The sequence below is a fragment of the Streptomyces sp. NBC_01255 genome, from assembly GCF_036226445.1.
Classification (GTDB): domain Bacteria; phylum Actinomycetota; class Actinomycetes; order Streptomycetales; family Streptomycetaceae; genus Streptomyces.
This window is the reverse complement of the sequence record NZ_CP108474.1, coordinates 7,413,606-7,439,139: the sequence shown is the minus strand read 5'-3', so window position 1 is coordinate 7,439,139 and position 25,534 is coordinate 7,413,606. Positions and strand designations below refer to the sequence as shown.

The following is a 25,534-nucleotide window of genomic DNA, read 5'->3' as shown; positions in this document are numbered from 1 at the left end:
TGCGGACATCCGTTTCGGCCCCGCCACCCTGCACCGATAGGGTGGCGGGGATCCAGCCGGACGACGTGGTCCGGGAGTCGGCCCACGTTGCAAAGGTTTTTGGGCTATGCGCATTGGTGTGCTCACCTCCGGCGGAGACTGCCCCGGTCTGAATGCCGTCATCCGTTCCGTCGTGCACCGCGCCGTCGTCGACCACGGTGACGAGGTCATCGGCTTCCACGACGGGTGGAAGGGCCTGCTGGAGTGTGACTACCGCAAGCTCGACCTCGACGCGGTGGGCGGCATACTCGCCCGCGGCGGCACCATCCTCGGCTCCTCCCGGGTCCAGCCCGCGCACCTGGTCGGCGGCGTCGAGACCGCCCGCGGCCACGTCGCGGACCTGGGCCTCGACGCCATCATCCCGATCGGCGGCGAGGGCACCCTCAAGGCGGCGAACCTCCTCTCCGAGGCGGGCCTGCCGATCGTCGGGGTCCCGAAGACCATCGACAACGACATCGCCTCCACCGACGTCACCTTCGGCTTCGACACGGCCGTCACCGTCGCCACCGAGGCCCTCGACCGGCTGAAGACGACCGCCGAGTCCCACCAGCGCGTCCTCGTCGTCGAGGTCATGGGCCGCCACACCGGCTGGATCGCGCTCCACTCCGGTATGGCCGCCGGCGCGCACGCCGTCGTCGTCCCGGAGCGCCCCTTCGACATCGACGAGCTGACCGCCCGCGTCGGCGAGCGGTTCGAGGCCGGCAAGCGGTTCGCGATAGTCGTCGTCGCCGAGGGCGCGAAGCCGCGCGAGGGCTCGATGGAGTTCAAGACCGCCGGCACCGACATCTACGGCCACGAGCGGTTCACCGGCATCGCCAACCAGCTCTCCGTCGAGCTGGAGCGGCGCCTCGGCAAGGAGGCCCGTCCGGTCATCCTCGGCCACGTCCAGCGCGGCGGTACCCCGACCGCGTACGACCGCGTCCTCGCGACCCGCTTCGGCTGGCACGCGGTGGAGGCGGCGCACCGCGGCGAGTTCGGCATGCTGACCGCGCTGCGCGGCACGGACATCGTGATGGTCCCGCTCGCGCAGGCCGTCGAGTCCCTCAAGACGGTCCCGGAGGACCGCTACGCCGAAGCCGAGTGCGTGCTCTGACGCGACGCCACCAGACGAGAACCGCCCCCGGTCGCAGTCGCGGCCGGGGGCGGTTCTAGTCTGGTGCGGACAACAAGCGCGAATCGGGCTCCAGGAGTACTCAGATGGATCACAGCGGGCACGGCATGACCACGGATCTGCCGCCGTTCACGCTGGGGCGGGGCCTGGAGTTCTCTCCCGACCTCTTCTTCCTGATCGGCTGCCTCGCGGCACTCGGTCTCTACGGCTGGGGCGTGGCGCGGCTGCGGCGGCGCGGTGACGCGTGGCCGGTGAGCCGGACGGTGTTCTTCGTCGTCGGCGTCCTGACCATCGCCCTGGTGATGTGCACCAAGCTCAACGACTACGGCATGGTCATGTTCAGCGTGCACATGGTGCAGCACATGGTGATCTCCATGCTGTCGCCGATCCTGCTGCTGCTCGGCGCGCCGGTGACGCTGGCGCTGCGGGCGCTTCCGGTGGCGGGCCGGGGCTCGACGGGGCCGCGCGAGCTGCTCCTGAAGCTGCTGCACAGCCGGTACATGAAGGTGATCACGCACCCCGGCTTCACGATCCCGATGTTCATCGCGAGCCTGTACGCGCTGTACTTCACGCCGCTCTTCGACTTCCTGATGGGCTCCAAGCCCGGGCACATCGGGATGATGGTGCACTTCCTGATGGTCGGCGTGGTCTTCTTCTGGCCGATCATGGGCGTGGACCCGGGCCCGCACCGGCCGGGTTACGTGATGCGCATGCTGGAGCTGTTCGCGGGGATGCCGTTCCACGCGTTCTTCGGCATCGCGCTGATGATGGCCAGCGAGCCGATGGTGAAGGCGTACCAGAACCCGCCCGCCTCGCTGGGCATCGACGCCCTCACCGACCAGAACTGGGCGGGCGGCATCGCCTGGGCGTTCAGCGAGATCCCGTCCGTCCTCGTGCTGATCGCGCTGGTCTACCAGTGGTACCACTCCGAGCAGCGGCAGGCGGTCCGCATGGACCGGGCCGCCGACCGGGACGGGGACAAGGAGCTGGAGGCGTACAACGCGTATCTCGCCTCGCTCCGGACCCGGAGCCGGTGAGCCGCCTGTTTCCGGCCTCGGCGCACGCCGGAGCATCCAGGGAGTAGCGCGCGCCCCCCTTCCGGGGTGACCATGGGGGCGACTGCTTCCGCAGCCCTGGTCGGGAGGAGGCGGACCTATGTCCGGTCCCACGAAGACGATGGCGGCGCTCACCGGTGCGGCGCTGGTCCTGACGACTGCGTACACGGTGGCGCTCGGCAGTAGCGGCTGGCTGTGGTTCGGTCTGGTGGTGCTCGTGGTGGCCACGATCGGGATGGCGGCGGCGGACAGCTCGGTGCCGGCCGCCCCACGTCGCCGCCGCCCACCGGGACCGTCCGGCCGACCGGGCGCGACACAGCCCTGATCCGGCACGCATCGAGCCGTTGCTTTCTACGCGATGGGCGTACCCGCTGCGGGCCAGTGCCGGCGGTCGGGAATCAACCTGCGCAGGACCCACAGGCCGGCGCGCAGCTTCCAGTCGCCCGGGGAGCGGATTTCGGAGATGAGCGCGGCGGTGCTCCTGCCGATCGACCGCGACGCTTCCTCGGCCGAATCCGGGTCCAAGAGTCTGTCGCAGTTGAACCAGGCCAACCCCCGTGAGACCCGGATCCCGTAATTGGTCAACAGCTCGTCACTACGGGTGAACAGCCTGTCCAAAGAGCTGAGCCCACGGATGTACCTGGCCGAAAGGTCGTCCTGGATCCCGTCGATACAGGACGCCAGCATGTCGTTCATGCGGTGGAAGTCCGCGATGTGGCCGCGATCACCCGTGGACGTCGCCATGCGCCGCAATGTCTCCGGCAAGTCGTACGACATGTGCGCCATCATGGAAAAGAGCACGTCTTCCAGAATGTAGGAGCGCCGGACACTCGAAGCGGCGAAGACATCTCGCCACGGCTGAGGGATGGAGTCCGGCAGATCACCGGGCTGAACTTCGTCCGTGGAGCCACCGGATCGTCCTGCCAGCCATTCGTCGATGCTGTCCATCGCGCTGAAGTAGTCCGATGCGAGCGTCTCGCACAGCTCGGCGACCCACGGCGGGTCGTTGAACACGGGGGTGCCTGTTTCCAGGCCTGTGGCGAGCGTCGTCGTGAGGCGGTAGTAGGTGTAGGCGAACGCGGCCCGGCGATCGTGTGTGCTGTCGTACTGCCTGACCCGGTCGGCAAGCAATCCGGCGACCAGGGTGACCTTTTCGGCGGGGAGCATGAACTCGGCGGTCATCGGGGGTATGTTCCTGCCGCCCGCTAAGCCGGCGCGCTGATGAGGCGGGTTTCCTCGGTCGCCGTGCCCCAGTCGCACACCAGTTCCGCGAAGAGGCTCTGACGATCGGCTGCGACCTGATAGTCCGCGATCCAAAGGGTTCCGAGCAACGGCATGCGGTAGGTCGCGGCCATCCCTTCGTCGCGAATTTCCGCAGAGTAGGTGAAGGTCCGCGTGAGCAGGCCCGGCACAGGGCCGAGCCTCTCGTCCCCGTGCACAGTGACTCCGGTGCCGTTCCTGTCCAGTACGTACCGCTCTTCCAGGAGGTACAGGGTCACGCCGAACTTGGAGATCCTGACCACATTGTCGGCCTGACCGAACTCGCCCTCGTCCGGCTTCGCCACGATCGTCGAGGACTGCCGTGGCGCACCGGTGAGCAGCTCGACGATGTGCATGGAGGTCGCGAGCAGCTTGTTCGTCAACCCGATGCGGCTGCGCATGAGACGACGCCAAGAGGTGACGCGGAAGGTGGCTTTTCCCTGCCAGACGCCGGTCCCGATGTCGAAGTAATAGACGTGATTGGGCGCGTTCGTGCGGTGTCGAGGGATGCCCTCGGGCTCCATTGTCACGATGCGTAGCATATCATCACGCCTTGTGAGCGACGGTCCTGCGCGGCCCCGGTCGTGTCCGGCGGATCACGGCCTACCCGCGCGGGGCGAGGACGACCCAGGTCTGGCCCGGGGCAAAGGCGAGGGGTTCCCCGGCCGGGGTGGTGAAGGTGGTGCCCGCCGACGGCGAGGGCCGGGACCAGCGGGCTTCGTACGAGCGGCCGTCGCGCAGGACCAGCGCGGTGCCACTGCCGGTCGTCTCGGTGTACGGGGAGACCGCGCCGAACTTGTCCTGGAACGCGGACGGGCGGATGGTGACCCGCTGGACGACGACCGTCTCGGGGGTCAGCGGACCGGTGTCCGTGGCGCGGGCCGCCCGGCCGTCCATCGCCACCCGCCAGGCGCGGTCGGCCGCGGACCAGGTGAACGTGTAGCGGGCAGCCGGGAAGCGGACGGTCGAGGTGTCGACCGGGGTGCCGCCGGGCGGACGGGCCCCGAAGCGGTAACCGATGTCCCGGGCGTTCGGGGCTCCCGGATCGGTGGCGAGGGCGCGTTCCGGGCGGAGGTAGAGGTTGTGCGGGGCGGCCCGGTCCGGGGAGCGTGTGAAGGCCCCGGGTGCGGTGGACTCGGAGACGAGGTGCAGCGGGGCCGCGTCCAGCAGGGGGTTCAGGGCGGACTGTGCGCCGGAGTAGCCCAGCACCGGCCGGCCGAAGGGCGCGAGAAGCGCGATGTCGGACTCCCGGGCGCTGCGGACGGGCCCGGCGAGCTCGGGGAGCCGGGACGAGTACACGGCCAGGAGCCGGGTCACGCCGCCCTCGACCTGCTCGACGTAGACGAGGTCGGCGGCGCCGAGACCCGTGTGGGGGCGGGCCGCCGCCACGTTGTCGATCTTCACGGCGAGGACGGGGGCGGGCCGCGCGGGGAGTCCGGTGAGCGGGGACAGGCCGCTGGGCGCCGGAGTCGTGGTGGCGGGCGCGGGGGCCGTGGTGGCCGGGGCCGTCGTGGTGGGCGCGGGCGTCGGTGTGGGGCTCGGTTCGCGCGGGCCCGGGTCGGAGCAGCCGTAGAGACCGGCCGCCGTCAGCGCGCAGAGCAGCGCGGTGAGGACACGGCCGGGACGCCTGGTTCCGCGTTCGCCCGTCATGGTGACGCTCCCCCACCAGTGGACCACGGGCCCTCGCGCCGATACAACGGGCATGACGGACGACGAAACGGGGTCACGGGTGTTCTACCACCTGCTGAAGCACGTACTGCTCGGTCCGCTCCTCAGGCTGCTCTTCCGGCCGCGGATCGAGGGGCTCGAACACATCCCGGACGAGGGCGCGGCGATCGTCGCGGGCAATCACCTCTCCTTCTCCGACCATTTCCTGATGCCGGTCGTGCTCGACCGGCGGATCACCTTCCTCGCGAAGCAGGAGTACTTCACGGGGCCCGGCATCAAGGGGCGGCTCACGGCCGCCTTCTTCCGAGCCGCCGGTCAGATCCCGGTGGACCGGTCCGGGAAGGAGGCCGGGCAGGCGGCGATCCGCGAGGGACTCGGCGTCCTGGGCAAGGGCGAGCTGCTCGGCATCTATCCCGAAGGGACGCGCTCTCACGACGGGCGGCTCTACAAGGGCAAGGTGGGGGTGGCGGTGATGGCACTGACCGCCGGGGTGCCGGTGGTGCCGTGCGCCATGGTCGGCACGTTCGAGATCCAGCCGCCGGGGAAGGTCGTGCCGCGGATCCGCCGGGTCACGATCCGCTTCGGGGCACCGCTGGACTTCTCCCGCTTCGCGGCGTCGGCGGACGAGCGGGCGGTGGTCCGCGCGGTGACCGACGAGATCATGTACGAGATCCTGCGGCTGTCCGGGCAGGAGTACGTGGACGAGTACGCGGCGGTGGTGAAGGCCGCGGAGGCGGAGGGCGAGGTACCCGCGCGAAAGTTCCGCCGACGGGAACGCTGAGGGCGGATCCGCGCACGGCGCAATCGCTTGGGCCGGTGCTCCTGGCGCCCGTAGCGTCGCGATCATGACCAAGGGAAACGCGTTCGTACTGGGTGGATCGGGACAGGTGGGGCGGGCGGCCGTGCTGGCCCTCGTCGCGGACGGCTGGGAGGTGACGGCCGCCTCGCGGGGCGGCGCCAGGGACGAGAGGTGGCCGGACGAGGTCCGGTCCGTGCGGCTCGACCGGACCGAGGAAGGGGCGCTCGCGGCCGGCCTCGGGGACGGCTGTGACGTGCTCGTCGACATCGTCGCGTACGACGGCGGGCACGGCAGGCAGCTGACCCGTCTCGCCGACCGGATCGGCTCGGCGGTGGTGGTGTCGAGCGGCGCCGTCTACGAGGACGCGCAGGGCCGCAGCTTCGACACGCAGGACCGGCCGGACGGCTTCCCCGCCTTCCCGGTGCCCACCGTGGAGACGTGGCGGACGGTCGCGGTCGGCGACACGACGTACAGCACGCGGAAGATCGCCCTGGAGCAGGAGCTGCTGGCGGCGGGCGACGCGCTGCCGACGACGCTCCTGCGCGCGGGCGCGATCCACGGGCCGTTCTGCCCCGGCCCGCGCGAGCTGTGGTTCGTCAAGCGGGCGCTCGACGGGCGACCGGTGCGCGTCCTCGCGTACGGCGGCACCTCGCGCTTCCACCCGGTCCACGTGGACAACCTCGCGGAGCTCGTCCGGCTCGCGGCGGCGAACCCGGGCAGCCGGGTGGTCAACGGCGCCGACCCCGAGGCGCCGACGGTGGCGGAGATCGGAGCGGCGATCGACGCGGTCATGGGGGTGAAGAGCGAGACGGTGCTGATGGAAGGGGAGCCGGAGGGCGCCGTGGGGCTCACGCCGTGGACGGCTCCGCACCCCGTCGTCTACGACATGACGGCGGCCGAGCGGGAGTTGGGGTACCGCCCGGTGGTGTCGTACGCCGAGTCGCTGCCGGAGACGGTCGCGTGGTTGACCGGGCACCTGGCCGACCGGGAGTGGCGGGAGGTCTTCCCCGGTCTCGCGAAGTACCGGGTGGACTTCTTCGACTACGAGGCGGAGGACGCCTGGCTGAGGTCGCGGGGCTGACCCGGTCACGGTGAGAGGGGCGGCCGTCGGGCGGCCGCCTTTCTCGCTTCAGAGCGGCGCGAGTTCGGCGAGGGCCGTGTCGAGGAGGCGGCGGAGCGCGAGGGCGTCGGGGGCGACGGCGGTGACAAGGGCCGCGGGCCCGGCGAGCGGGGCGAGCACTGCGCCCTCCCCGATGAGTCGGGCCTCCACCGGTTTGTCGGCGAAGTCGGGGTCGACCACGAGGAGCTGACCGGTGGCCCGGTGGCCGCCGAGGACCGCGCCGCCGTCCCAGCCGCCGGGGGCCCCGGGTCCGTACGCCAGCTCCTGGTCGAGCAGGGGCCGTCCGCCGCGGCGGACGGTGAGCCGGGTGACGAGGGTGCCGGGCGGTTCGCCGTGCCGGCCGAGGATCTGTTCCTCACGCAGGACGAGCCGGGCGGTGGCGGCCAGGGAGACGGTGGTACGCATCCGCAGGTCCGAGCCGTGGGCGGAGACGAGCTGTTCGGGCAGCCAGCGGAGTGCACCCTCCTCCCCCACGGCGATCCGGACCTCGTACTCTGCGGGCTCGGCGCTCCGGCCCGGCAGGGCGAGGGTGGCGGCGGCGGAGTCGACCAGGAGCCGGGCCCCGTCCCGTACGTCGGTCTCGATCGCGAGCCGGTCACCGCCGAGCGGGGCGCTCATCGCCCCGACGACGGTGACCCGGCTCCAGCCGGCGGCGGCCCTGGTGCGGCGCAGGGCCAGGGGGCCGTCGCTCTCCAGGAGCGGCAGCCCGCCGTCGGCGGCGGCCGCGATCCGTGCGGTGGCGCGCAGGCTCACGCGGTCCGCGCCCCGGCCGCGGTCCAGGCGGCGAGCTGCGCGCGGACCCAGTCGACGACGGGCCCGACACCGTTCTCGGCGCGCAGGGAGGTGAAGGCGACGGGCAGGTCGCCGCGCTGCTCCTTCGCGTCGCGGGCCATCCGTTCCAGGTCGGATCCCACGTAGGGGGCGAGGTCGGTCTTGTTGACGACGAGGAGGTCGGCGGTGGTGACGCCGGGTCCGCCCTTGCGGGGGATGTCGTCGCCGCCCGCCACGTCGATGACGAAGATCTGGGCGTCGACGAGCCCCTTGGAGAAGGTGGCGGTGAGGTTGTCGCCGCCGGACTCGACCAGGATGAGGTCGAGCGGGCCGACGGCCTCCTCCAGCTCCTCGACCGCTTCGAGGTTGGCGGAGATGTCGTCGCGGATGGCGGTGTGCGGGCAGGCCCCGGTCTCCACCGCCTGGATGCGCTCGGGCGGCAGGACGGCGTTGCGGAGGAGGAACTCGGCGTCCTCGCGGGTGTAGATGTCGTTGGTGACGACGGCGAGCGAGAGGGTGTCCCGCAGGACCCGGCAGAGGGCCGCGACGGTGGCGGTCTTGCCGGAGCCGACCGGTCCGCCGAGTCCGATGCGCAGGGCGCGGCGGGTGCCGTCGGGGCGGTGGGCGTCGGCGGAGACGGCTCCGTGGTGGGTGTGACCGTGGTCGAGGTGCATGGCTCTCCTGTCGGAGCGGTTACGAGGCGAAGAGGCGGACGGGCCAGGCCGCGTGCTGTTCGGCGGTGAGGTCGAGCAGCGGTGCGGAGGCGGCCGGCAGGGCTTCGACGCCCTGGCGGGCGGCGGCCGCAGCGCGGTCGGCGACGTGGTCCATCTCGGGCGCGAGGCGGGCGAGGACGGCGGTCGCCTGGTAGGGGTCGAGGCTGAGGAGGCGTACGGCGGCGGTGGCGGGGCCGCCGACCGTCTCGTACGCGACGCAGTGGGCGGCGTCCTCGGGGCCGAGTCCCGCGGCCCGGGCGGTGACGCCGAGGACGACGGGCTGATGGGCGCCGCGTGGGAAGGCCGCCGCAAGGGCGGAGAGTTCGGGGCTCGGCCAGGTGGCGCGGGCGGCCCGCATCAGTTGGCGGCCGAGCCTGCGGGCGGCGGCGCGCAGGGCGGGTGAGGGCGTGCGGGCGTCGGCGGCCGCGTCGAGTTCGTACGGGTTGAGCCCGTGCGCCGCGGCCGCGGCCAGGGCCGCCGAGGTGAGGCCGGTGGTGTGGAGCCGGCCGCGGCAGAAGGCCTCCAGGTCGTCGGCGTCCTTGATGCGGCCGGCCTTGACCGCGGCCTCGGCGCCGCCGGAGTGGGCGTGCCCGCCGGCGGGAAATCGTCCGTCGGCGAGCACGAGGAGTGCGGAGCGTGTCATCGGTTCCGCGCCGTCAGAAGAGGAAGTAGCGCTGGGCCATGGGCAGTTCGGCGGCGGGTGCCGGTTCGACCGGCTCGCCGTCGATGGTCACCGTGAAGGTGTCGGCGTCGACCTCGACGCGGGGCAGGGCGTCGTTCTCCCGCATGTCGGCCTTGGTGATCCGCCGGGTGTCACCGATCGCGGTGAACTCCTTGTGCAGGCCCAGCCTCTGGGGCAGGTCGTCCTCGATCGCCGCCCGGGCCACGAAGTTGACGGAGCCGGCCGCGGCCGCCCTGCCGAGCGCGCCGAACATCGGGCGGGGCATGACGGGTTGCGGGGTGGGGATGGAGGCGTTGGCGTCGCCCATCTGCGCGTACGCGATCTGGCCGCCCTTGACGACGGTGAGCGGCTTCACGCCGAAGAAGGCGGGGTCCCAGAGCACGAGGTCGGCCAGTTTGCCGGTCTCGACCGAGCCGATGAGGTGGTCCATGCCCTGCGCGACGGCCGGATTGATCGTGTACTTGGCGACGTAGCGGCGGGCCCGGTGGTTGTCGGCGCGGCCGTCGCCGGGAAGGGCGCCGCGCCGCTTCTTCATGACGTGGGCGGTCTGCCAGGTCCGCATGATCACCTCGCCGACCCGGCCCATGGCCTGGGCGTCGGAGGAGATGATCGAGATGGCGCCGAGGTCGTGGAGGACGTCCTCGGCGGCGATCGTGGAAGGCCGGATGCGCGACTCGGCGAAGGCGAGGTCCTCGGGGACGGCCGGGTTGAGGTGGTGGCAGACCATCAGCATGTCGAGGTGTTCCTCGATGGTGTTGACGGTGTGCGGGCGGGTCGGGTTGGTCGAGCTGGGCAGGATGTACGGCTCGGATACGACGGTGATGATGTCGGGAGCGTGCCCGCCTCCGGCGCCCTCCGTGTGGTACGCGTGGACGGTCCGGCCCGCGATGGCGGCGAGGGTGTCGTCGACGAAGCCCGCTTCGTTCAAGGTGTCCGTGTGGATGGCGAGTTGGGCGCCGGTCTCCTCACAGACACCGAGACAGGCGTCGATGACGGCCGGGGTGGCGCCCCAGTCCTCGTGGATCTTGAATCCGAGGGCTCCGCCGCGGAGCTGGGAGTGCATGGCCTCCCGGGACATGGTGTTGCCTTTGCCGAGCAGGCCGATGTTGACGGGGAAGGTGTCCAGGGCCTCGAACATCCGGGCCAGGTGCCACGGGCCGGGCGTGATGGTGGTCGCCTTGGTGCCCTCGGCCGGTCCGGTGCCGCCGCCGACGAGTGTGGTGACGCCGGTGGCGAGCGCCTGCTCGACGATGGTCGGGGAGATGAAGTGGACATGGGCGTCGACGGCGCCGGCAGTGATGATCTTGCCGTTGCCGACGATGATCTCGGTCTCGGGGCCGATCACGAGGTCGGGGTGGACGCCGTCCATGGTGTCGGGGTTGCCGGCCTTGCCGATGCCGGTGATCCGGCCGTCGCGGATGCCGATGTCGGCCTTGACGATGCCCCAGTGGTCGATGATCACGGCTCCGGTGATCACGGTGTCGGGGGCGCCCTCGGCGCGGGTGGTGCGGGCCTGGCCCATGGACTCGCGGACGACCTTGCCGCCCCCGAAGACGGCCTCCTCGCCGGCGCGGCCGGGACCGCCGCAGCGGTCCTCCTCGATCTCGACGAGGAGGTCGGTGTCGGCGAGCCGGATACGGTCGCCGGCGGTGGGGCCGAAGAGATCGGCGTAGACGGCGCGATGCAGGTCAGGCACGGGGGCCTCCGTTCGGGCCGGCGACCCCGGCGGGGGCGAGGGCGTCGGGGGTCGCGTCGGCGGTGGCGTCGGCATCGAGGGGGCCCGCGGTCTCACCGCGCAGGCCCGGGACGATCCGGCGGCCCGCGATCGGGACGAGCTCGACCTCGACGGGGATGCCGGGCTCGAAGCGGACGGCGGTCCCGGCGGCGATGTGGAGGCGACGCCCGCGCGCGGCGGCACGGTCGAACTCCAGGCCGGGGTTGACCTCGGCGAAGTGGTAGTGGGAGCCGACCTGGACGGGCCGGTCGGCGGCGTTCAGCACGGTCACGCGGGTGACGGGGCGCCCCTCGTTGAGGGTGACGGGCTCGTCCGCGTACAGGATCTCTCCGGGGATCATCGCGCGCCCCGCTCAGACGATGGGGTCGTGGACGGTGACGAGCTTGGTGCCGTCCGGGAAGGTGGCCTCGACCTGGACGTCGTGGATCATCTCGGGGATGCCGTCCATGACGTCCGCGCGGGAGAGCACCTTGCGGCCGGAGGCCATGAGCTCCGCGACGGTGCGGCCGTCCCGGGCACCTTCCAGGATGTGGGAGGTGAGCAGGGCGACGGCCTCGGGGTGGTTGAGCCTCACACCCCGCGCCCGGCGCTTCTCGGCCACGTCGGCAGCGACATGAATGAGCAGGCGTTCCTGTTCGTGCGGGCTCAGTTGCACTCTTCCACCTCACAGTCGTCGACCGGGACGGGACCCGGACAGCTGCGGACCCTACCCAGCGTCAACACCTTGTTGAGCTGCGGAGAAGCGGCACGCGGCCAGACATTGCACGTTAGGGCGGAAGTTTTTCCGGCTCGTTAACTCCGGCTTTGCATTTCCATGATCATCGGATCGGATCGACCGACATGGACATCAGCCCCCGGAGACCGTCCTCCAGGATCTCGACGGCCACGTCCCCGAAGAGCGCCTGCTGGGCGATGAAGCCCTGCGCGACGGCGATGAGGGTCCGGGCCACGTGGTCGGCGGGGACGTCGGCGTGCAGGAGGCCGCTCTCGCGGTAGGCGGCCACCAAATCCGTCCAGGCGGCGCGCATCCCCTGGTAGCCCTCCGCGAGGGTCTTCGCCAGCTCCTCGTTCCGCAGGGTCTCCGTCCACACCTGGATGATCAGGCGCGCGAAGGCCTGCCGGTCCGCGCCCTCGATCCGCTCCTCCAGGAAGAGCCGGAGCACCGCTCCGAGCAGCACGTCGGGGGTGGGGGGCGGGGTGGCCCTGGACGCCTCCTCGAACGCGCTCCGGATGCCGGCGAAGGCCTCGCCGGCGATGGCCCCGATGAGTTCGTCCTTGCCGCGGAAGTACCGGTAGACCGCGCCGGCCGAGAGTCCCACCTCGGTCAGTACGTCCTGCATGGACGTCGCGTGGAAGCCGTTGCGGGCGAAGCAGCGCGCCGCGCCGTCGAGGATCTGCCGCCGCCGGGCGTCGAGGTGTTCCTGGGATACACGAGCCATGGGGCGAACCTAAAACGAATATTCATTCTTGACAACTTCCCGACCCCGCAGGACAGTGGCAACACGGTAAAACGAACGATCCTTCTCTTTGAATCGAGGACACCATGTCCGCCACCGCCACCGCCCCCGCCGCCGGCGCGGGGCGCCGCACCATCGCGGTGATGGTGCTGATCCCGACCGTCGTGGCCCTGGCCCTCTGGGCCTTCGCGTGGCCCGCGGCCCGGACGGCCCCCCGCGATCTGCCGATCGGCGTCGCCGGTCCCGCGACGGTGGCCACCGCCGTGGAGCGTGGGCTCGCCCGCCACGAGGGCGCCTTCGAGGTCCACCGCTACGAGGACGGTGCCGCGGCCCGCGCCGCCATCGAGAACCGGGATGTATACGGAGCGGTCGTCGTGACCCCGGGCGGTACGGAGCTCCTGACCGCCTCGGCGGCGAGCCCCGTGGTGGCCGGGCTGCTGCGCGAGGCCGTGACCGCCCAGGCTCCCGAGGGCACGACCATCCAGGTCACGGACGTGGTCGCGGCCCCCTCGGGCGATCCGCGCGGGGCCGTACTCGCCGCGAGCCTGCTGCCGCTCGCGCTGGCGGGGGCGGCGGCCGGCGCCGTCACCACCCTCCTGGGACTGCGCGGGACGCGCGCGGTGGCCGCCCTCACCGGGGCCGCGGCGCTCGCGGGACTAGTCGGCGCGGCCCTCGCCGACACGTGGCTCGGCGCGCTCGGCGGGAACTGGTGGGCGGAGGCCGGACTCCTCGCCCTCACGGTCCTGGCGATCGGCTCGACGCTCGCGGGACTGGCCGCACTCATCGGCAAGCCGGGCCTCGGACTCGGGGCGTTTCTGATCATCCTGCTCGGCAACCCCTTCTCGGCGATCGCGAGCGCGCCGGAGCTGCTGCCCACCGCCGTGGGCACGCTCGGCCAGTTGCTGCCGCCGGGCGCCGCGGGCTCGGCCCTCCGCTCCGTCTCGTCGTTCGACGGGGCGGCGGCGGGCGGTCCGATCCTGGTCCTCGCGCTCTGGACCGTCGCGGGCCTGACCGCGATCCTGCTGGGCACCCGCATGCGGCGCGTGGAGCCGGCGACCCCCCTGGTTCCGGCGCCGGCGCCGGCGCCGGTGGGCTGAGCCCCACGAGCGAGCCCGTACCGGAATCACGCCGGGCCGGGACGGAAGACAGCCGGGTGCCCCTCTCCACTGGAGAGGGGCACCCGGCTGTCGTCGTCCGTCCCGACAGCCCCTACGAGGCGCCGGGATCGCGGTGGTGGGCGGCGATGCCGAAGCGGCGCTGTTCGCCCGTGGCGGAGTCGAGCGGCCGCAGGGTGGAGACCGAGCTGATCACCTGCTCCTCCGCCGGCTCCGGCGTCGCCTCCAAAGCCTCCAGGTCAGCGGCCGAGACCAGGGCGACGAGCGGCTTCCCGTGGCGGGTGACGACCACGCGCTCACCGCCGTACACGACGCGGTTGATGAGGTCGGCGAGCTCAGCCCGCGCTTGCGTCACCGGGATCTCGTAGGTCATGCTCCCCATCTTACGGGTTGTACGTCCTGTACATTTTTTACAGAGAGATCGATGGAGGTGCTCAGCCATGGACGCGCGCTACGTTCTGCCCGAGTTCACGGAGCGGACCAGCTTCGGGACCCGGACCCTCGACCCGTACTCGAAGCTCCTCGAGTCCCGGATCGTCTTCCTCGGCACGCCGGTCGACGAGACTTCGGCCAACGACGCCATCGCCCAGTTCCTGTACCTCGACCACGCGGCGCCGGGCACGGACATCTCCCTCTACATCAACTCCCCCGGCGGCTCCGTCACCGCCATGACCTCGATCTACGACACGATGCGGACGCTCTCCTGCGACGTGGAGACCACCTGCCTGGGCCAGGCCGTCTCCACCGCGGCCGTACTGTTCGCGGCCGGCACGCCGGGCAAGCGCCTGATCCTGCCCGGCGCCCGGGTCACGCTCCGGCAGCCGGCCCTGGACGAGCCCCTCCAGGGGCAGCTCAGCGATCTCGACCTCCAGGCGGGCGAACTGCTGCGGCTGCGCGCGCTGGTCGCGGGGATGCTCGCCGAGCACACCGGGCAGGACCCGGAGCGGATCGACGCCGACATCGACCGACTGACCGTCCTGGACGCACCGTCGGCCGTCGCGTACGGCCTGGCGGACCACGTCGTCGTGAACCGGCGCGCCGCCGCCGGCGGTACGGCACGGTGAAGCGGCCGTGGTCCCCGAGCTGCCGCCGCTGCCGGCCCTGACCCGGGCCGAGGGCGACCTCATCGACGCGTACCTCGAAGTCGTCGACCTCCTGGGCAAGATCAATCCATCCAGAGGTACGCATACCTATGGGGCGTTGCGTGCGGCGCAGGCCCTGGTGGGACGCGCGGAGGCGCTGCGCGAAGCTCTGACGCTCATGCATAAACGGGGCGAGGCCGAGGTCCACGCGGACACATTGGCGCGCGCCCTAAGGGTGTTGGACGGGGAGCGCCGGGCCGACCGGGTCACCGTCCCCCGTACTCGCGCGAGTTGACATTTCCGCGTGTCGTGTCGAGGTCCGGTCGGGCGACACGCACCGCAGAATCCCTCCCCCGTTCGGCGTAGTCGACGAGTCGACATATGAAGCGGGCGAGTTGCGCAACAGGTGTACGCATTTGGCGGAATCGAACGTTCCATCGCTGGTACGCGGCTCGTAGGCCAAACCTCCGAAGATCACAAAGGCGGTCTGTCCACCCGAACGGATCAGTCGTGAGGAGCCTCACATATCGCCGTTTCAGCTCGGTTTTCGCCCATGTCGTGGGTCAAGATCCCTGTCGACGACAAGCCCCCGCCACCGCGGCGGGGCGGTCCGGGCGGACGCCGAGTCCTGCCGCTGTCCCGGACGTCTGGTCGACAGGAGTGGATCGGCAGGAGTGGAGGACCCAATCAGTACGGAACGTTCGCGCTGTCACCGCAGCGGGCCCGTTCCTTGGGGTGAAGCCGCAGCCGCGGCCGGGCATCTTCGCCAGCCCGAACCCGACAGGTCATCCTTCGCAGGCGGCTGACGAAGGGTTGCGCATGACCGCGCAGATGCATGTCCCGTCCCTGCTGTCCCGGGCCGGAGCCGTCTCGGCTCTCACCCTCGCCGCCGTCGGCGGCACGCTGTTCGCACCAGGTGCGGCATCGGAGGCCCAGGCAGCGACGACACACGCGAACAAGGCACTGAGCGTCGCCGCGTCGAAGAAAGGATCGCCCTACCGGTACGGATCGACCGGACCCACCCGGTTCGACTGCTCCGGTCTGACGCTCTACGCGTACAAGAAGGCGGGCAAGTCGCTGCCTCGCACCGCGCAGCAGCAGTACAACAAGACCCGGCACATCTCCTCGTCGAGCCGGCAGAAGGGCGATCTGGTCTTCTTCCACTCCAGCGGGAGGGTCTACCACGTCGGCATCTACGCCGGCAGCGGCAAGATCTGGCACTCGCCCAAGACGGGCTCCTGGGTGAAGCTCGACAAGATCTGGTCGTCGAAGGTCTACTACGGCCGCGTCCGATGACGGACCCCGGGCACTGACCCGAGCGAGCCGGAGGGTGCGGTGGCGCCGCCGCACCCCTTGCTCAGCCTCACGCCTCGCGCAGCCGCACGGCCTTGCTCAGCCGAACGGCCTTGCTCGGCCGAACGCCTCGCTCTGCCTCACGCCTCCCCTCGGCGGTACGAGTCCCCTACACCGGGACCATCGTCCACGGGAGGGTGATCCAGACGGTCTTGCCGCCCTCCTCGGTCGGCGTGACCGAGAGGCGGCCGCCGGCCTCCGCCGCGAGGACGCGGATGATGACCATGCCGCGACCGTTGTCCTGCTGGACCGCCGCCGGGAGGCGGCGGGGCCAGCGGGGATGGCTGTCCGTCACACCGATGCTCAGGCACTCCTCCCGCTCCAGGCGGAGGTCGACCGTGAAGGTGGGCGACTGCCCGAAGGTGTGCTGGACGGCGTTCGTCGCCAGCTCCGAGACGATCAGCCGGATCGAGTCCGCGATCTCCGCCGCGTCGTCGAGCCCCCAGTCCCCCAGGACGTCCGCGACCCACCTCCGTGCCGTGCGGACCGACGCGGGATCGCTCGGCAGAGTGGCGGATGCTTCCTGATGGTCTGCCATGGCGGCGCTGTCCCTTTCCCGCCGGGGACACCACCCCGGATTGCGCTTCGCGTCAGTGCCACCGATCGTGCCGCCCCGTACGGCCTTCCACCACGAAATGTGGTCATCTATCGCCCGAAGCGGTGAACTCTGCTGCCCGAGAACGCTCTTGGGCTCGTCTCAGGCGGCGGGCGCGGTGCGCAGGATGGTCTCCACCGCGCGTCCGAGGTCGGCGTCCGTGAGGTCGGCGCGGGCCGTGAGCCGGAGCCGCGAGATGCCGTCCGGTACGGACGGGGGCCGGAAACACCCGACCGCCAGGCCCTGTTCGCGGCAGTCGGCCGCCCAGCGCAGCGCCGCCTCGGGCGAGGGGGCGCGCACCGAGACGACGGCCGCGTCCGGCCGTGCTGCGGTCAGTCCGGCCGCGGTGAGGCGCTCGTACAAGGTGGTGGCGACGGTCCGCGCCCGTCCGGCGAGCGCCGGTTCGGCGGCGATCAGCCGCAGGCTCGCCAGCGCGCCGCCCGCAGCGGCGGGGGCGAGCCCGGTGTCGAAGATGAAGGTGCGCGCCGCGTTCACCAGGTGCTCGACGACCCGGGCGGGGCCGAGGACCGCGCCGCCCTGGCTGCCCAGGGACTTGGAGAGGGTGAGGGTCGCGACGACGTCCTCGTCGCCCGCGAGGTCGGCTTCGTGCAGGGCGCCGCGTCCGCCGTCGCCGAGGACGCCGAAGCCGTGGGCGTCGTCGACGACGAGCCCGGCGCCGTGCGCGCGGCAGGCGTCGGCGAGCTCCGGCAGCGGCGCCTTGTCGCCGTCGACGGAGAAGACGGAGTCGCTGACCACGAGCGCCCGGTGTGCCGGCCGGGCCTCCAGGGTCTTGCGTACGGACTCGGGGTCGGCGTGCGGCACGACGGCCGTCTCGGCGCGCGCGAGCCGGCAGCCGTCCACGATCGAGGCGTGGTTGGAGGCGTCCGAGACGATCAGCGCGTCCCGGCCGCCGAGGGCCGTGAGCGCGGCCAGGTTGGCGGCGTAGCCGGAGGAGAAGACGAGGGCCGCCTCGAAGCCGCAGAACTCGGCGAGTTCGCGTTCGAGCCGGGTGTGCAGCCGGGTCGTCCCGGTGACGAGCCGTGAGCCGGTGGCGCCCGCGCCCCAGCGCAGCGCCGCCTCGGCCGCCGCCTCGGTGACCTCCGGCCGGCGGGTGAGGCCGAGGTAGTCGTTGCTCGCCAGGTCGAGGAGCTCCGACTCGGCGGACCGGGGCCGCAGCGTACGGACGAGACCGGCGTCCGCACGGCGGCGCGCCTCGGCGTCGGTCCAGTCGAACGCGGTCCGGCGCGGGCCCTCGGCCCGGGCGTCGTCGGCCTGTGGCATGCGGCGATCCTTTTGTAGGCAGCGCACAGACCCTAACCGGAGTGTGCCGAGGTCGGGATGTGGTCATCCACACACCTCGTTCGGCGGCGTTTGTTCGGATCCTCCTTGGCCCGGGGGTGGGCGGTAGGCGAGGATCAGCGCTTATGGACCTGCTGAACACGCTGGTGGAGAAGGGGCTGCGGCGCGAGCTGCCGACCCGTGAAGAAGCGCTCGCCGTTTTGGCGACCTCCGACGACGAGCTGCTCGATGTGGTGGCGGCGGCGGGCAAGGTGCGCCGTCAGTGGTTCGGGCGGCGGGTGAAGCTCAACTACCTCGTCAACCTGAAGTCGGGGCTGTGCCCGGAGGACTGCTCGTACTGTTCGCAGCGGCTCGGCTCCAAGGCCGAGATCCTCAAGTACACGTGGCTGAAGCCGGACGAGGCGTCCCAGGCCGCCGCGGCGGGTGTCGCGGGCGGGGCCAAGCGGGTCTGCCTGGTGGCGAGCGGGCGCGGTCCGACGGACCGGGACGTCGAGCGGGTCGGCAGGACCATCGAGGCGATCAAGGAGCAGAACGAGGGCGTCGAGGTGTGCGCCTGCCTCGGTCTGCTGTCGGACGGCCAGGCGGAGCGGCTGCGGGACGCCGGCGCCGACGCGTACAACCACAACCTGAACACGTCCGAGGCGACGTACGGGGGCATCACCAAGACCCACACGTACGCGGACCGGGTGGACACCGTGCAGAAGGCGCACGCCGCCGGTCTGTCGGCCTGCTCCGGTCTGATCGCGGGCATGGGCGAGACCGACGAGGACCTCGTCGACGTCGTGTACGCGCTGCGCGAGCTGGACTCGGACTCGGTGCCGGTCAACTTCCTCATCCCCTTCGAGGGCACGCCGCTCGCGAAGGAGTGGAACCTCACCCCGCAGCGCTGTCTGCGGATCCTCGCGATGGTGCGGTTCGTCTGCCCCGACGTCGAGGTGCGGATCGCGGGCGGCCGTGAGGTGCACCTGCGCTCCATGCAGCCGCTCGCGCTGAACATCGCGAACTCGATCTTCCTCGGCGACTACCTGACGAGCGAGGGCCAGGCCGGCCAGGCCGACCTCGACATGATCGCGGACGCGGGCTTCGAGGTGGAGGGCGCGGGCACGACGACGCTGCCCGCGCACCGGGCGGACGCGCTCGCCGCGGCGGGTGCCGCCGCGGCCGGCGGCTGCGGTTCCCAGGCGTCGGCGGGCTGCGGCTCGCACGACGCGGCCGAGGGCGCGGGCGCGGGCGCGGGCTGCGGTTCGCACGCGGGCGGCGGCTGCGGTCCCTGCGGCGGTCACACCGTGCCCGAGCCCGCGGAGCCAGCCGAGGCCGCGGCGAACCAGGCGCGGACCGACCTGGTCGCCGTGCGCCGCCGGGGCGCCGGCACGGACCTCGCGCCGAACGCGTGACGTCCGTGCGCAACGACGAACTGATCGCCCTGGACCGGGCGCACGTCTGGCATCCGTACGGCCCCATGCCGGGCCGTACGGACCCGCTGGTCGTCGAGTCCGCGTCCGGGGTACGCCTGCGGCTCGCCGAACCCTCCGAGGGACGCGCCGAGTTGATCGACGGCATGTCCTCCTGGTGGTCGGCGATCCACGGCTACAACCACCCGGTGCTCAACGAGGCGGTCAGCGACCAGCTGGGCCGGATGAGCCACGTCATGTTCGGCGGGCTCACCCACGAGCCGGCCGTCCGGCTCGCCGCGCGGCTCGTCGAGATCACCCCCGAGCCGCTGCGGCACGTCTTCCTCAGCGACTCGGGCTCCGTCTCGGTCGAGGTCGCGGTCAAGATGTGCCTGCAGTACTGGCGCTCCCTGGGCCGCCCCGAGAAGCAGCGCCTGTTCACCTGGCGCGGCGGCTACCACGGGGACACCTGGCAGCCGATGTCCGTGTGCGACCCCGACGGCGGGATGCACGAGCTGTGGACCGGCGTCCTCCAGCCGCAGGTGTTCGTGGACGCCCCGCCGGCCGCGTACGAGGAGTCGTACGCGGAGCTCCTGCGGACCGAGATCGGGAAGCACGCGCACGAGCTGGCCGCGGTGATCGTGGAGCCGGTGGTGCAGGGCGCGGGCGGGATGCGCTTCCACGACGCGGAGTACCTGCGGGTGCTCCGCGAGGCCTGCGACGCGCACGACGTGCTGCTCGTGTTCGACGAGATCGCCACCGGATTCGGGCGTACGGGCACGCTGTTCGCCGCCGACCGCGTGGGGGTCTCCCCCGATGTCATGTGCCTGGGCAAGGCGCTGACGGGCGGATACCTGTCGATGGCGGCGACCCTCTGCACGAGCCGGGTCGCCGACGGGATCTCCCGGGGTGAGGTCCCGGTCCTGGCACACGGGCCGACCTTCATGGGCAACCCGCTGGCGTCGGCGGTGGCCTGTGCCTCGATCGACCTGCTGCTCTCGCAGGACTGGCAGGTCGAGGTGAAGCGGATCGAGGCGGGGCTGCGCGAGGGGCTCGCCCCCGCCGCCGAGCTGCCCGGCGTCCGCGAGGTGCGGGTGCTCGGCGCGATCGGTGTCGTCCAGCTCGACCACCCGGTCGACATGGCGGCGGCGACGCGGGCCGCGGTCCGGGAGGGCGTGTGGGTACGCCCGTTCCGCGACCTCATCTACACGATGCCGCCGTACGTGACGGACGACGAGGACCTGGCCCGGATCTGCGCCGCGGTATGCGCGGCGGCGGCCGCGGGCTGATCGGAAGAGCGAGGACAGCAGTGGGAATCATCGTCGTCAGTGGTACGGGCACGGAGATCGGCAAGACGGTCGTGACCGCGGCGGTGGCCGCCGTGGCCACCGCCGCGGGGCGGTCGGTCGCGGTCCTGAAGCCCGCACAGACCGGGGTCGGCCCCGACGAGACGGGGGACGCGGACGAGGTCGTCCGGCTGTCCGGCGCCGCGGCCTCGGTCGAGCTGGGGCGGTTCCCGGAACCGCTGGCCCCGGGCACGGCCGCCCGGCGGGCCGGACTCGCCCCGGTCGGACCGCTGCAGGTGGCCGAGGCGGCCCGTGCCCTGGCCGCCTCGCACGACTTGGTGCTCGTGGAGGGGGCGGGCGGACTGCTCGTCCGCTTCGACGAGGAGGGCGGCACGCTCGCGGACGCGGCGGCGCTGCTCGGCGCCCCCGTCCTGTGCGTGGTCCCGGCGGGTCTCGGGACGCTCAACTCGACGGCCCTGACGGCCGAGGCGCTGGCGGCGCGCGGCATCGAACAGCTCGGCGTGGTGGTCGGCAGCTGGCCGGCCGCGCCGGACCTGGCGGCCCGCTGCAACCTGGCGGACCTGCCGGAGTCGGCGGGCGCGCCCCTGCTCGGGGCCGTACCGGAGGGTTCGGGGGCGCTCGACCCGGCGGGGTTCCGCGCGGCGGCGGGCGGCTGGCTGGCGCCGGCGCTCGGCGGGACGTGGGACGCGAAGGCCTTCGGGGCGGAGTTCGGACCGGAGCCGGCTGCCGACTCCGGGTCCGGGTCCGGGTCCGGGTCCGGGTCCGGGTCCGGGTCCGGGTCCGGGTCCGGCTTCCGAGGCTGAGTTCCGGGCCTGATCTCGGCAGCCGCCTTCGGGGGCTGATCCGTGGCGGACTCCGTACGCTGGGCGCATGCGTGCTCACGTTCAGGAGATCGTCTTCGACTGCGCCGATCCGGCTGCCCTCGTCCGCTTCTGGGCGGGCCTCCTCGGCGGTGATCCGGTCGACCGCTCCGGCGACTGGTCGTACGTCGACCCGCCGGAGTTCGTCCGGCTCGCCTTCCAGCGCGTGCCGGAGGGCAAGTCCGTGAAGAACCGGGTCCATCTCGACCTGAAGGTGGCGGATCCGGACCGGGCCGCCACCGAGGCCGGGCCCGCCGGCGCGGTCCGCGTCGGCGGTCTCGTGAGGGACGAGCAGGGCTCCTTCCAGGTCATGCGGGACCCGGAGGGCAACGAGTTCTGCTTCGTGACCGGGTGAGGGGCGCCCCATGACCTCCTCGCGCCCCGGCTCCCCCGCACCCCGCGTCCACCACCCTCTCTTCGCGCGCTTCTACGCCCGCGTCAGCGTGTCGGCCGACGCGCGCGGCGGGCTCGCCGCCCTGCGCAAGGAGCTCCTCTCGGGTCTCACCGGCCGGGTCGTCGAGATCGGCGCGGGGAACGGACTGAACTTCGCGTACTACCCGGCCGGGGTCTCCGAGGTCGTCGCCGTCGAACCGGAACCCCGTCTGCGGCGGCTCGCCGAGGAGGCCGCGCGGCGGGCGACCGTCCCGGTGACCGTGCGGCCGGGCACCGCGGAGGCGCTGTCGGCGGAGGACGGTGTCTTCGACGCGGCCGTGGCCTCGCTCGTCCTGTGCACGGTACGGAGCGTGCCGCAGGCCCTCGCGGAGGTGCGGCGCGTCCTGCGTCCCGGCGGCGAGCTCCGGTTCTTCGAGCACGTGGCGGCGGGGACACCCGGGCTCGCGCGGGTGCAGCGGGGCCTGGACCGTACGGTCTGGCCGCTGTTCTTCGGCGGCTGCCACACCGCACGGGATCCGCTCGCGGCGATCGCGGCGGCGGGCTTCTCCGTCGGCCCGTACCGCTCCTTCGACCTCCCGGAGAACGGGCCCCGCCTGCCGACCTCCCCATGCGTCCTGGGCGTGGCCCGGCGATGAGCGACGCGGGCCCGACGGTGAGCGACCCGGGGCCGGCGGTGAACCGCGTCCCACCCGGCGGAACTCCCTGGCACCGGTCCCGGCCTGCGTGATGGGATCCGGCCATGATCGATCTGCGGATACGTGCCGCCCTGCCCGACGAGGCCGAGGCCGTCCTGGCCTTCTGGAAGGAGTCCGCCGAGGGGACGTCCATCTCGGACGACGTGCACGGGGTGACCCGGCTCGTCGAGCGGGATCCGGACGCGCTCATCCTCGCGCTGGCCGACGGTCTGATCGTGGGGTCCGTGATCGCCGGCTGGGACGGCTGGCGCGCCTCCCTCTACCGGCTCGCCGTCCTGCCCTCCCACCGTCGGCGCGGTATCTCCACCGCGCTGCTGCGCGCGGCCGACGAGCGGTTCGCGGCGCTCGGCGGCCGGCGCGTGGACGCGATGGTCCTGGAGGCGAACGAGACGGGCCGACGGCTGTGGACGGCCGCCGGGTACGAGCGCCAGGACCAGTGGCGCCGCTGGGTGAAGCCGCTCGACGGCTGATCACCACCCCGTTTTGCCCGTCCTTTACTATGGTTCTCCATCCCGACTATCGAAAGGTGTGAGCGTCCGCCCATGGGCGAGCCTCCCAGTAGCACTGGTTCCACGCTCCGACATCGAGCGATCCCCTCCCCCCTGACTGATCATGGGACGGAGGTGAACCGATGACCGAAGTGCTTCTGCTCGTCCTTGCGCTCCTGCTCTCACTGGCGTGCGGCGCCTTCGTCGCGGCCGAGTTCTCGCTGACGACGGTCCAGCGCGGCGAGCTCGAAGCCGCCGCGGAGCGCGGCGAGCGCGGAGCGGCGAGCGCGCTCAAGGCCGTCCGTTCGCTCACCTTCCAGCTCTCCGGCGCCCAGCTCGGCATCACCGTCACCAATCTGGTCGTCGGCATGCTCGCCGAGCCCTCGGTCGCCAAGCTGATCAAGGGCCCGGTCGAGGCCCTCGGCCTCTCCCCCTCCGTGGCCTCCTCGGTCGCCCTCGTCCTCGGCACGGCCTTCTCGACCGTCGTCCTGATGGTCGTCGGCGAGCTGGTCCCGAAGAACTGGGCGATCTCCTCGCCCCTCGCGGTGGCGAAGGTGGTGGCGACCCCGCAGCGGGTGTTCACGGCCGCCTTCAAGCCGCTGATCAGCCACCTCAACAACACCGCGAACCGGATCCTGCGCCGTCTCGGCATGGAGCCGACCGAGGAGCTGGCCTCCGCGCGTTCCCCGCAGGAGCTCGTGGCGCTCGCCCGGCACTCCGCGAAGGAAGGCGCCCTGGAGGCGGACACGGCCGAGCTGTTCGTCCGTACGCTCAACCTGGCGGAGCTGACCGCCGAGAACGTGATGACGCCCCGCGTCCAGGTCACCGCCCTCGAGGTGCAGGCCACCGCCGAGGACGTGGCGAACGCGACCCGCGCGACCGGCCTGTCCCGCTTCCCCGTCTACCGGGGCAACCTCGACTCGGTCGTCGGCATCGCGCACATCAAGGACGTGCTGGCCATACCGGCCGGCGAGCGGGCGCGCCGCCGGATCGGCGAGATGCTGCGCGAGCCGCTGCTCGTCCCGGAGACCCTGACCGTGGACCGTCTGCTCGACCGGCTCTCCGGCAAGCAGACGATGGCCGTCGTCATCGACGAGTACGGCGGTACGGCCGGGGTCGTGACCCTGGAGGACATCGTCGAGGAGGTCGTCGGCGAGGTCCGCGACGAGCACGACCCGCACGAGACGCCGGACCTGGCGCGGGCGGGCGAGGACGCCGACGGCCGCGAGCTGTGGTCCGCGGACGGCGCCGCCCGTACGGACCAGGTGGAGGCGATCGGCCTCCGCGTGCCGGACGGCCCGTACGAGACGCTCGCGGGTGTCCTCGCGAACGAGCTGGGCCGCATCCCGGCCGTCGGCGACAGCGTGGAGCTGGCCGGCTGGCGGCTCGACGTGGTGGACGCCTCGGGGCGGCGCGCGGCGCGCGTGCTGATGCACGCCCCCGCGCACACCGCCCCGCATGACTCCGACGAGACCGGGGAGGCCCGCCGATGATCGTGATCCAGCTGTTGATCGGTCTGCTGACCCTGGTCGTCAACGCCTTCTTCGTCGGCGCCGAGTTCGCCCTGATCTCGGTCCGCCGCAGTCAGGTCGAGCCGCTGGCCGAGGCCGGGAACCGGCGGGCGCGCAGCGTCATCTGGGGCCTGGAGCACGTCTCCGCGCTGCTCGCGGCGGCCCAGCTCGGCATCACCCTCTGCACCCTGGTCCTCGGCATCGTCGCCGAGCCCGCCATCGCGCACCTCCTGGAGCCGGTCTTCGACGCGGTGGGCGTGCCGCACGGTCTGGTGCACCCGATCTCGTTCGTGATCGCGCTGTCGCTGGCGACGTACCTGCACATGCTGCTGGGCGAGATGGTGCCGAAGAACATCGCGCTCGCGGAGCCGACACGGACCGCGCTGATCCTCGGCCCGCCGCTGGTGACGCTCGCTCGGGCGCTGCGTCCGGTGATCTTCACGATCAACGCCTTCGCCAACGCGCTGCTCAAGCTGTTGCGGGTGGACGTCAAGGACGAGGTCGCGGCGACGTTCTCGGACGACGAGCTGGCCCGTATGGTCACCGACGCGGGCCACGCCGGGCTCCTGGACGACCGGGCCGCCGAGCGGCTGCACGATGCCCTGGAGCTGGGCCGCCGTCCGGTCCGCGACGTCGTGATGCCGGCGGAGAAGGTGGTGTACGCGCAGGTCGGCACCGTTCCGGAGGAGCTGGAGGCGCTGTCGGCGTCGACGGGCTACTCGCGCTTCCCCGTGGTCGACTCGGAGCGCAGGATCCTGGGCTACCTGCACGTCAAGGACGCCCTGGACGCCTCCCCGCGCGATCTGCCGTTCCCGGTGTCGGCGCTGCGGCCGATCGCCCGGGTCCGGGCGGCCACGCCGCTGGACGACGTCCTCACCGCGATGCGCCGGAGCCGTACGCACCTGGCGGCGGTCCTCGACGAGGACGACAAGCCGGCCGGTCTCGTGACGATGGAGGACGTGCTGCGCGAACTGGTGGGGCGCCCGGCGGCGCCGTGACCCGTACCGCGTGACGAGGCAGGCCGAAGGGCCCCGG

The 25,534-nt window shown here is 72.2% G+C and carries 30 protein-coding genes and 1 riboswitch; of the genes, 17 read left to right on the top strand and 13 right to left on the bottom strand.

Annotation, left to right across the window (positions count from 1 at the left end; all coding sequences use genetic code 11):
- The first annotated feature begins 106 nt into the window (after nucleotides 1-106).
- From OG357_RS33770 to OG357_RS33760, 3 genes are all read left to right on the top strand, one after another.
- The gene (locus OG357_RS33770; RefSeq protein ID WP_329624719.1) at nucleotides 107-1,132 is read left to right on the top strand and encodes a 6-phosphofructokinase; all 1,026 of its coding nucleotides are present in this window, start codon (nucleotides 107-109) and stop codon (nucleotides 1,130-1,132) included.
- A 104-nt stretch (nucleotides 1,133-1,236) separates the two neighbouring features.
- Nucleotides 1,237-2,187 carry a cytochrome c oxidase assembly protein gene (locus tag OG357_RS33765; protein ID WP_329624718.1) on the top strand — a complete coding sequence of 317 codons (951 nt, stop codon included), beginning with the start codon at nucleotides 1,237-1,239 and terminating at the stop codon, nucleotides 2,185-2,187.
- Nucleotides 2,188-2,305: 118 nt separating this feature from the next.
- The gene (locus OG357_RS33760) at nucleotides 2,306-2,530 is read left to right on the top strand and encodes a hypothetical protein (protein ID WP_317602237.1); all 225 of its coding nucleotides are present in this window, start codon (nucleotides 2,306-2,308) and stop codon (nucleotides 2,528-2,530) included.
- Nucleotides 2,531-2,556: 26 nt separating this feature from the next.
- On the opposite strand, the gene OG357_RS33755 is transcribed toward OG357_RS33760, so the two are convergent.
- The 3 genes from OG357_RS33755 to OG357_RS33745 form a co-directional block, all read right to left on the bottom strand.
- A complete protein-coding gene (locus OG357_RS33755) occupies nucleotides 2,557-3,387 on the bottom strand; it encodes a DUF5995 family protein (RefSeq protein ID WP_329624717.1) in 831 nt (276 codons plus the stop codon).
- Between the two features lie 23 nt (nucleotides 3,388-3,410).
- The gene (locus tag OG357_RS33750) at nucleotides 3,411-3,995 is read right to left on the bottom strand and encodes a hypothetical protein (RefSeq protein WP_329624716.1); all 585 of its coding nucleotides are present in this window, start codon (nucleotides 3,993-3,995) and stop codon (nucleotides 3,411-3,413) included.
- Between the two features lie 73 nt (nucleotides 3,996-4,068).
- A complete protein-coding gene (locus tag OG357_RS33745) occupies nucleotides 4,069-5,115 on the bottom strand; it encodes a DUF3048 domain-containing protein (protein ID WP_329624715.1) in 1,047 nt (348 codons plus the stop codon).
- A 79-nt stretch (nucleotides 5,116-5,194) separates the two neighbouring features.
- Between OG357_RS33745 and OG357_RS33740 the strand changes: the two genes are divergently transcribed.
- Nucleotides 5,195-5,914 (top strand): lysophospholipid acyltransferase family protein, encoded by a 720-nt coding sequence (locus OG357_RS33740; protein WP_329625775.1) that lies wholly within the window; start codon nucleotides 5,195-5,197, stop codon nucleotides 5,912-5,914.
- A 64-nt stretch (nucleotides 5,915-5,978) separates the two neighbouring features.
- The gene (locus tag OG357_RS33735; protein ID WP_329624714.1) at nucleotides 5,979-7,013 is read left to right on the top strand and encodes an NAD-dependent epimerase/dehydratase family protein; all 1,035 of its coding nucleotides are present in this window, start codon (nucleotides 5,979-5,981) and stop codon (nucleotides 7,011-7,013) included.
- A 48-nt stretch (nucleotides 7,014-7,061) separates the two neighbouring features.
- Here OG357_RS33735 and OG357_RS33730 read toward each other — a convergent pair whose 3' ends face one another.
- From OG357_RS33730 to OG357_RS33700, 7 genes are all read right to left on the bottom strand, one after another.
- Nucleotides 7,062-7,805 carry an urease accessory protein UreD gene (locus OG357_RS33730; protein ID WP_329624713.1) on the bottom strand — a complete coding sequence of 248 codons (744 nt, stop codon included), beginning with the start codon at nucleotides 7,803-7,805 and terminating at the stop codon, nucleotides 7,062-7,064.
- Entirely contained in the window at nucleotides 7,802-8,497 is a 696-nt protein-coding gene (ureG, locus tag OG357_RS33725) for an urease accessory protein UreG (RefSeq protein ID WP_329624712.1), read from the bottom strand. The genes OG357_RS33730 and ureG overlap by 4 nt, the downstream gene beginning before the upstream one ends.
- A 19-nt stretch (nucleotides 8,498-8,516) precedes the next feature.
- A complete protein-coding gene (locus OG357_RS33720; RefSeq protein WP_329624711.1) occupies nucleotides 8,517-9,179 on the bottom strand; it encodes an urease accessory protein UreF in 663 nt (220 codons plus the stop codon).
- Between the two features lie 13 nt (nucleotides 9,180-9,192).
- A complete protein-coding gene (locus tag OG357_RS33715) occupies nucleotides 9,193-10,914 on the bottom strand; it encodes an urease subunit alpha (protein ID WP_329624710.1) in 1,722 nt (573 codons plus the stop codon).
- The gene (locus tag OG357_RS33710) at nucleotides 10,907-11,293 is read right to left on the bottom strand and encodes an urease subunit beta (protein WP_329624709.1); all 387 of its coding nucleotides are present in this window, start codon (nucleotides 11,291-11,293) and stop codon (nucleotides 10,907-10,909) included. The genes OG357_RS33715 and OG357_RS33710 overlap by 8 nt, the downstream gene beginning before the upstream one ends.
- 12 nt (nucleotides 11,294-11,305) lie before the next feature.
- A complete protein-coding gene (locus tag OG357_RS33705; protein WP_317593596.1) occupies nucleotides 11,306-11,608 on the bottom strand; it encodes an urease subunit gamma in 303 nt (100 codons plus the stop codon).
- Nucleotides 11,609-11,771: 163 nt separating this feature from the next.
- Complete coding sequence (locus OG357_RS33700; RefSeq protein ID WP_329624708.1) at nucleotides 11,772-12,392, bottom strand: TetR/AcrR family transcriptional regulator; 621 nt, start codon at nucleotides 12,390-12,392, stop codon at nucleotides 11,772-11,774.
- Nucleotides 12,393-12,496: 104 nt separating this feature from the next.
- Here OG357_RS33700 and OG357_RS33695 point away from each other — a divergent pair, with 104 nt between their 5' ends.
- Complete coding sequence (locus OG357_RS33695) at nucleotides 12,497-13,507, top strand: ABC transporter permease (protein ID WP_329624707.1); 1,011 nt, start codon at nucleotides 12,497-12,499, stop codon at nucleotides 13,505-13,507.
- A gap of 112 nt (nucleotides 13,508-13,619) precedes the next feature.
- On the opposite strand, the gene OG357_RS33690 is transcribed toward OG357_RS33695, so the two are convergent.
- Nucleotides 13,620-13,898 carry a type II toxin-antitoxin system Phd/YefM family antitoxin gene (locus tag OG357_RS33690; RefSeq protein ID WP_317593599.1) on the bottom strand — a complete coding sequence of 93 codons (279 nt, stop codon included), beginning with the start codon at nucleotides 13,896-13,898 and terminating at the stop codon, nucleotides 13,620-13,622.
- Nucleotides 13,899-13,965: 67 nt separating this feature from the next.
- On the opposite strand from OG357_RS33690, the gene OG357_RS33685 reads away from it, so the two are divergent.
- The 3 genes from OG357_RS33685 to OG357_RS33675 all read left to right on the top strand — a co-directional run bounded on the left by OG357_RS33685 (nucleotide 13,966) and on the right by OG357_RS33675 (nucleotide 15,903).
- On the top strand, nucleotides 13,966-14,589 hold the full coding sequence (locus tag OG357_RS33685; protein WP_329624706.1) for an ATP-dependent Clp protease proteolytic subunit: 624 nt from the start codon (nucleotides 13,966-13,968) through the stop codon (nucleotides 14,587-14,589).
- Nucleotides 14,590-14,596: 7 nt separating this feature from the next.
- Nucleotides 14,597-14,902, top strand: a complete 306-nt coding sequence (locus OG357_RS33680) for a hypothetical protein (RefSeq protein ID WP_329624705.1) — start codon at nucleotides 14,597-14,599, stop codon at nucleotides 14,900-14,902.
- Nucleotides 14,903-15,241: 339 nt separating this feature from the next.
- Nucleotides 15,242-15,423, top strand: a riboswitch (cyclic di-AMP (ydaO/yuaA leader).
- A 3-nt stretch (nucleotides 15,424-15,426) separates the two neighbouring features.
- Nucleotides 15,427-15,903 (top strand): C40 family peptidase, encoded by a 477-nt coding sequence (locus tag OG357_RS33675; protein WP_329624704.1) that lies wholly within the window; start codon nucleotides 15,427-15,429, stop codon nucleotides 15,901-15,903.
- A gap of 166 nt (nucleotides 15,904-16,069) precedes the next feature.
- On the opposite strand, the gene OG357_RS33670 is transcribed toward OG357_RS33675, so the two are convergent.
- Both OG357_RS33670 and OG357_RS33665 read right to left on the bottom strand, forming a co-directional pair.
- Entirely contained in the window at nucleotides 16,070-16,498 is a 429-nt protein-coding gene (locus OG357_RS33670; RefSeq protein ID WP_329624703.1) for an ATP-binding protein, read from the bottom strand.
- Between the two features lie 159 nt (nucleotides 16,499-16,657).
- The gene (locus tag OG357_RS33665) at nucleotides 16,658-17,836 is read right to left on the bottom strand and encodes an 8-amino-7-oxononanoate synthase (RefSeq protein WP_329624702.1); all 1,179 of its coding nucleotides are present in this window, start codon (nucleotides 17,834-17,836) and stop codon (nucleotides 16,658-16,660) included.
- Nucleotides 17,837-17,979: 143 nt separating this feature from the next.
- On the opposite strand from OG357_RS33665, the gene bioB reads away from it, so the two are divergent.
- The 8 genes from bioB to OG357_RS33625 all read left to right on the top strand — a co-directional run bounded on the left by bioB (nucleotide 17,980) and on the right by OG357_RS33625 (nucleotide 25,497).
- A complete protein-coding gene (bioB, locus tag OG357_RS33660; RefSeq protein WP_329624701.1) occupies nucleotides 17,980-19,248 on the top strand; it encodes a biotin synthase BioB in 1,269 nt (422 codons plus the stop codon).
- A 5-nt stretch (nucleotides 19,249-19,253) separates the two neighbouring features.
- Entirely contained in the window at nucleotides 19,254-20,534 is a 1,281-nt protein-coding gene (locus tag OG357_RS33655; protein WP_329624700.1) for an adenosylmethionine--8-amino-7-oxononanoate transaminase, read from the top strand.
- A gap of 20 nt (nucleotides 20,535-20,554) precedes the next feature.
- The gene (gene bioD, locus OG357_RS33650; RefSeq protein WP_329624699.1) at nucleotides 20,555-21,355 is read left to right on the top strand and encodes a dethiobiotin synthase; all 801 of its coding nucleotides are present in this window, start codon (nucleotides 20,555-20,557) and stop codon (nucleotides 21,353-21,355) included.
- Nucleotides 21,356-21,422: 67 nt separating this feature from the next.
- Nucleotides 21,423-21,767, top strand: coding sequence for a VOC family protein (locus tag OG357_RS33645; RefSeq protein WP_329624698.1), 345 nt, complete (start codon nucleotides 21,423-21,425; stop codon nucleotides 21,765-21,767).
- 10 nt (nucleotides 21,768-21,777) lie between these two features.
- The gene (locus OG357_RS33640) at nucleotides 21,778-22,440 is read left to right on the top strand and encodes a class I SAM-dependent methyltransferase (protein ID WP_329624697.1); all 663 of its coding nucleotides are present in this window, start codon (nucleotides 21,778-21,780) and stop codon (nucleotides 22,438-22,440) included.
- 104 nt (nucleotides 22,441-22,544) lie between these two features.
- Nucleotides 22,545-22,970, top strand: coding sequence for a GNAT family N-acetyltransferase (locus OG357_RS33635; protein ID WP_329624696.1), 426 nt, complete (start codon nucleotides 22,545-22,547; stop codon nucleotides 22,968-22,970).
- 161 nt (nucleotides 22,971-23,131) lie between these two features.
- A complete protein-coding gene (locus tag OG357_RS33630) occupies nucleotides 23,132-24,481 on the top strand; it encodes a hemolysin family protein (protein WP_329624695.1) in 1,350 nt (449 codons plus the stop codon).
- Complete coding sequence (locus OG357_RS33625; protein WP_329624694.1) at nucleotides 24,478-25,497, top strand: hemolysin family protein; 1,020 nt, start codon at nucleotides 24,478-24,480, stop codon at nucleotides 25,495-25,497. The genes OG357_RS33630 and OG357_RS33625 overlap by 4 nt, the downstream gene beginning before the upstream one ends.
- Nucleotides 25,498-25,534: the final 37 nt, after the last annotated feature.

Bases quoted from the DNA above. Each gene is read 5' to 3' on its own strand.
- OG357_RS33770 (WP_329624719.1), top strand. From the start codon at position 107: ATGCGCATTGGTGTGCTCACCTCCGGCGGAGACTGCCCCGGTCTGAAT.
- OG357_RS33765 (WP_329624718.1), top strand. From the start codon at position 1,237: ATGGATCACAGCGGGCACGGCATGACCACGGATCTGCCGCCGTTCACG.
- OG357_RS33760 (WP_317602237.1), top strand. From the start codon at position 2,306: ATGTCCGGTCCCACGAAGACGATGGCGGCGCTCACCGGTGCGGCGCTG.
- OG357_RS33755 (WP_329624717.1), bottom strand. From the start codon at position 3,387: ATGACCGCCGAGTTCATGCTCCCCGCCGAAAAGGTCACCCTGGTCGCC.
- OG357_RS33745 (WP_329624715.1), bottom strand. From the start codon at position 5,115: ATGACGGGCGAACGCGGAACCAGGCGTCCCGGCCGTGTCCTCACCGCG.
- OG357_RS33735 (WP_329624714.1), top strand. From the start codon at position 5,979: ATGACCAAGGGAAACGCGTTCGTACTGGGTGGATCGGGACAGGTGGGG.
- ureG (WP_329624712.1), bottom strand. From the start codon at position 8,497: ATGCACCTCGACCACGGTCACACCCACCACGGAGCCGTCTCCGCCGAC.
- OG357_RS33720 (WP_329624711.1), bottom strand. From the start codon at position 9,179: ATGACACGCTCCGCACTCCTCGTGCTCGCCGACGGACGATTTCCCGCC.
- OG357_RS33710 (WP_329624709.1), bottom strand. From the start codon at position 11,293: ATGATCCCCGGAGAGATCCTGTACGCGGACGAGCCCGTCACCCTCAAC.
- OG357_RS33700 (WP_329624708.1), bottom strand. From the start codon at position 12,392: ATGGCTCGTGTATCCCAGGAACACCTCGACGCCCGGCGGCGGCAGATC.
- OG357_RS33695 (WP_329624707.1), top strand. From the start codon at position 12,497: ATGTCCGCCACCGCCACCGCCCCCGCCGCCGGCGCGGGGCGCCGCACC.
- OG357_RS33690 (WP_317593599.1), bottom strand. From the start codon at position 13,898: ATGACCTACGAGATCCCGGTGACGCAAGCGCGGGCTGAGCTCGCCGAC.
- OG357_RS33685 (WP_329624706.1), top strand. From the start codon at position 13,966: ATGGACGCGCGCTACGTTCTGCCCGAGTTCACGGAGCGGACCAGCTTC.
- OG357_RS33675 (WP_329624704.1), top strand. From the start codon at position 15,427: ATGACCGCGCAGATGCATGTCCCGTCCCTGCTGTCCCGGGCCGGAGCC.
- OG357_RS33670 (WP_329624703.1), bottom strand. From the start codon at position 16,498: ATGGCAGACCATCAGGAAGCATCCGCCACTCTGCCGAGCGATCCCGCG.
- OG357_RS33665 (WP_329624702.1), bottom strand. From the start codon at position 17,836: ATGCCACAGGCCGACGACGCCCGGGCCGAGGGCCCGCGCCGGACCGCG.
- bioB (WP_329624701.1), top strand. From the start codon at position 17,980: ATGGACCTGCTGAACACGCTGGTGGAGAAGGGGCTGCGGCGCGAGCTG.
- OG357_RS33645 (WP_329624698.1), top strand. From the start codon at position 21,423: ATGCGTGCTCACGTTCAGGAGATCGTCTTCGACTGCGCCGATCCGGCT.
- OG357_RS33640 (WP_329624697.1), top strand. From the start codon at position 21,778: ATGACCTCCTCGCGCCCCGGCTCCCCCGCACCCCGCGTCCACCACCCT.
- OG357_RS33635 (WP_329624696.1), top strand. From the start codon at position 22,545: ATGATCGATCTGCGGATACGTGCCGCCCTGCCCGACGAGGCCGAGGCC.
- OG357_RS33630 (WP_329624695.1), top strand. From the start codon at position 23,132: ATGACCGAAGTGCTTCTGCTCGTCCTTGCGCTCCTGCTCTCACTGGCG.
- OG357_RS33625 (WP_329624694.1), top strand. From the start codon at position 24,478: ATGATCGTGATCCAGCTGTTGATCGGTCTGCTGACCCTGGTCGTCAAC.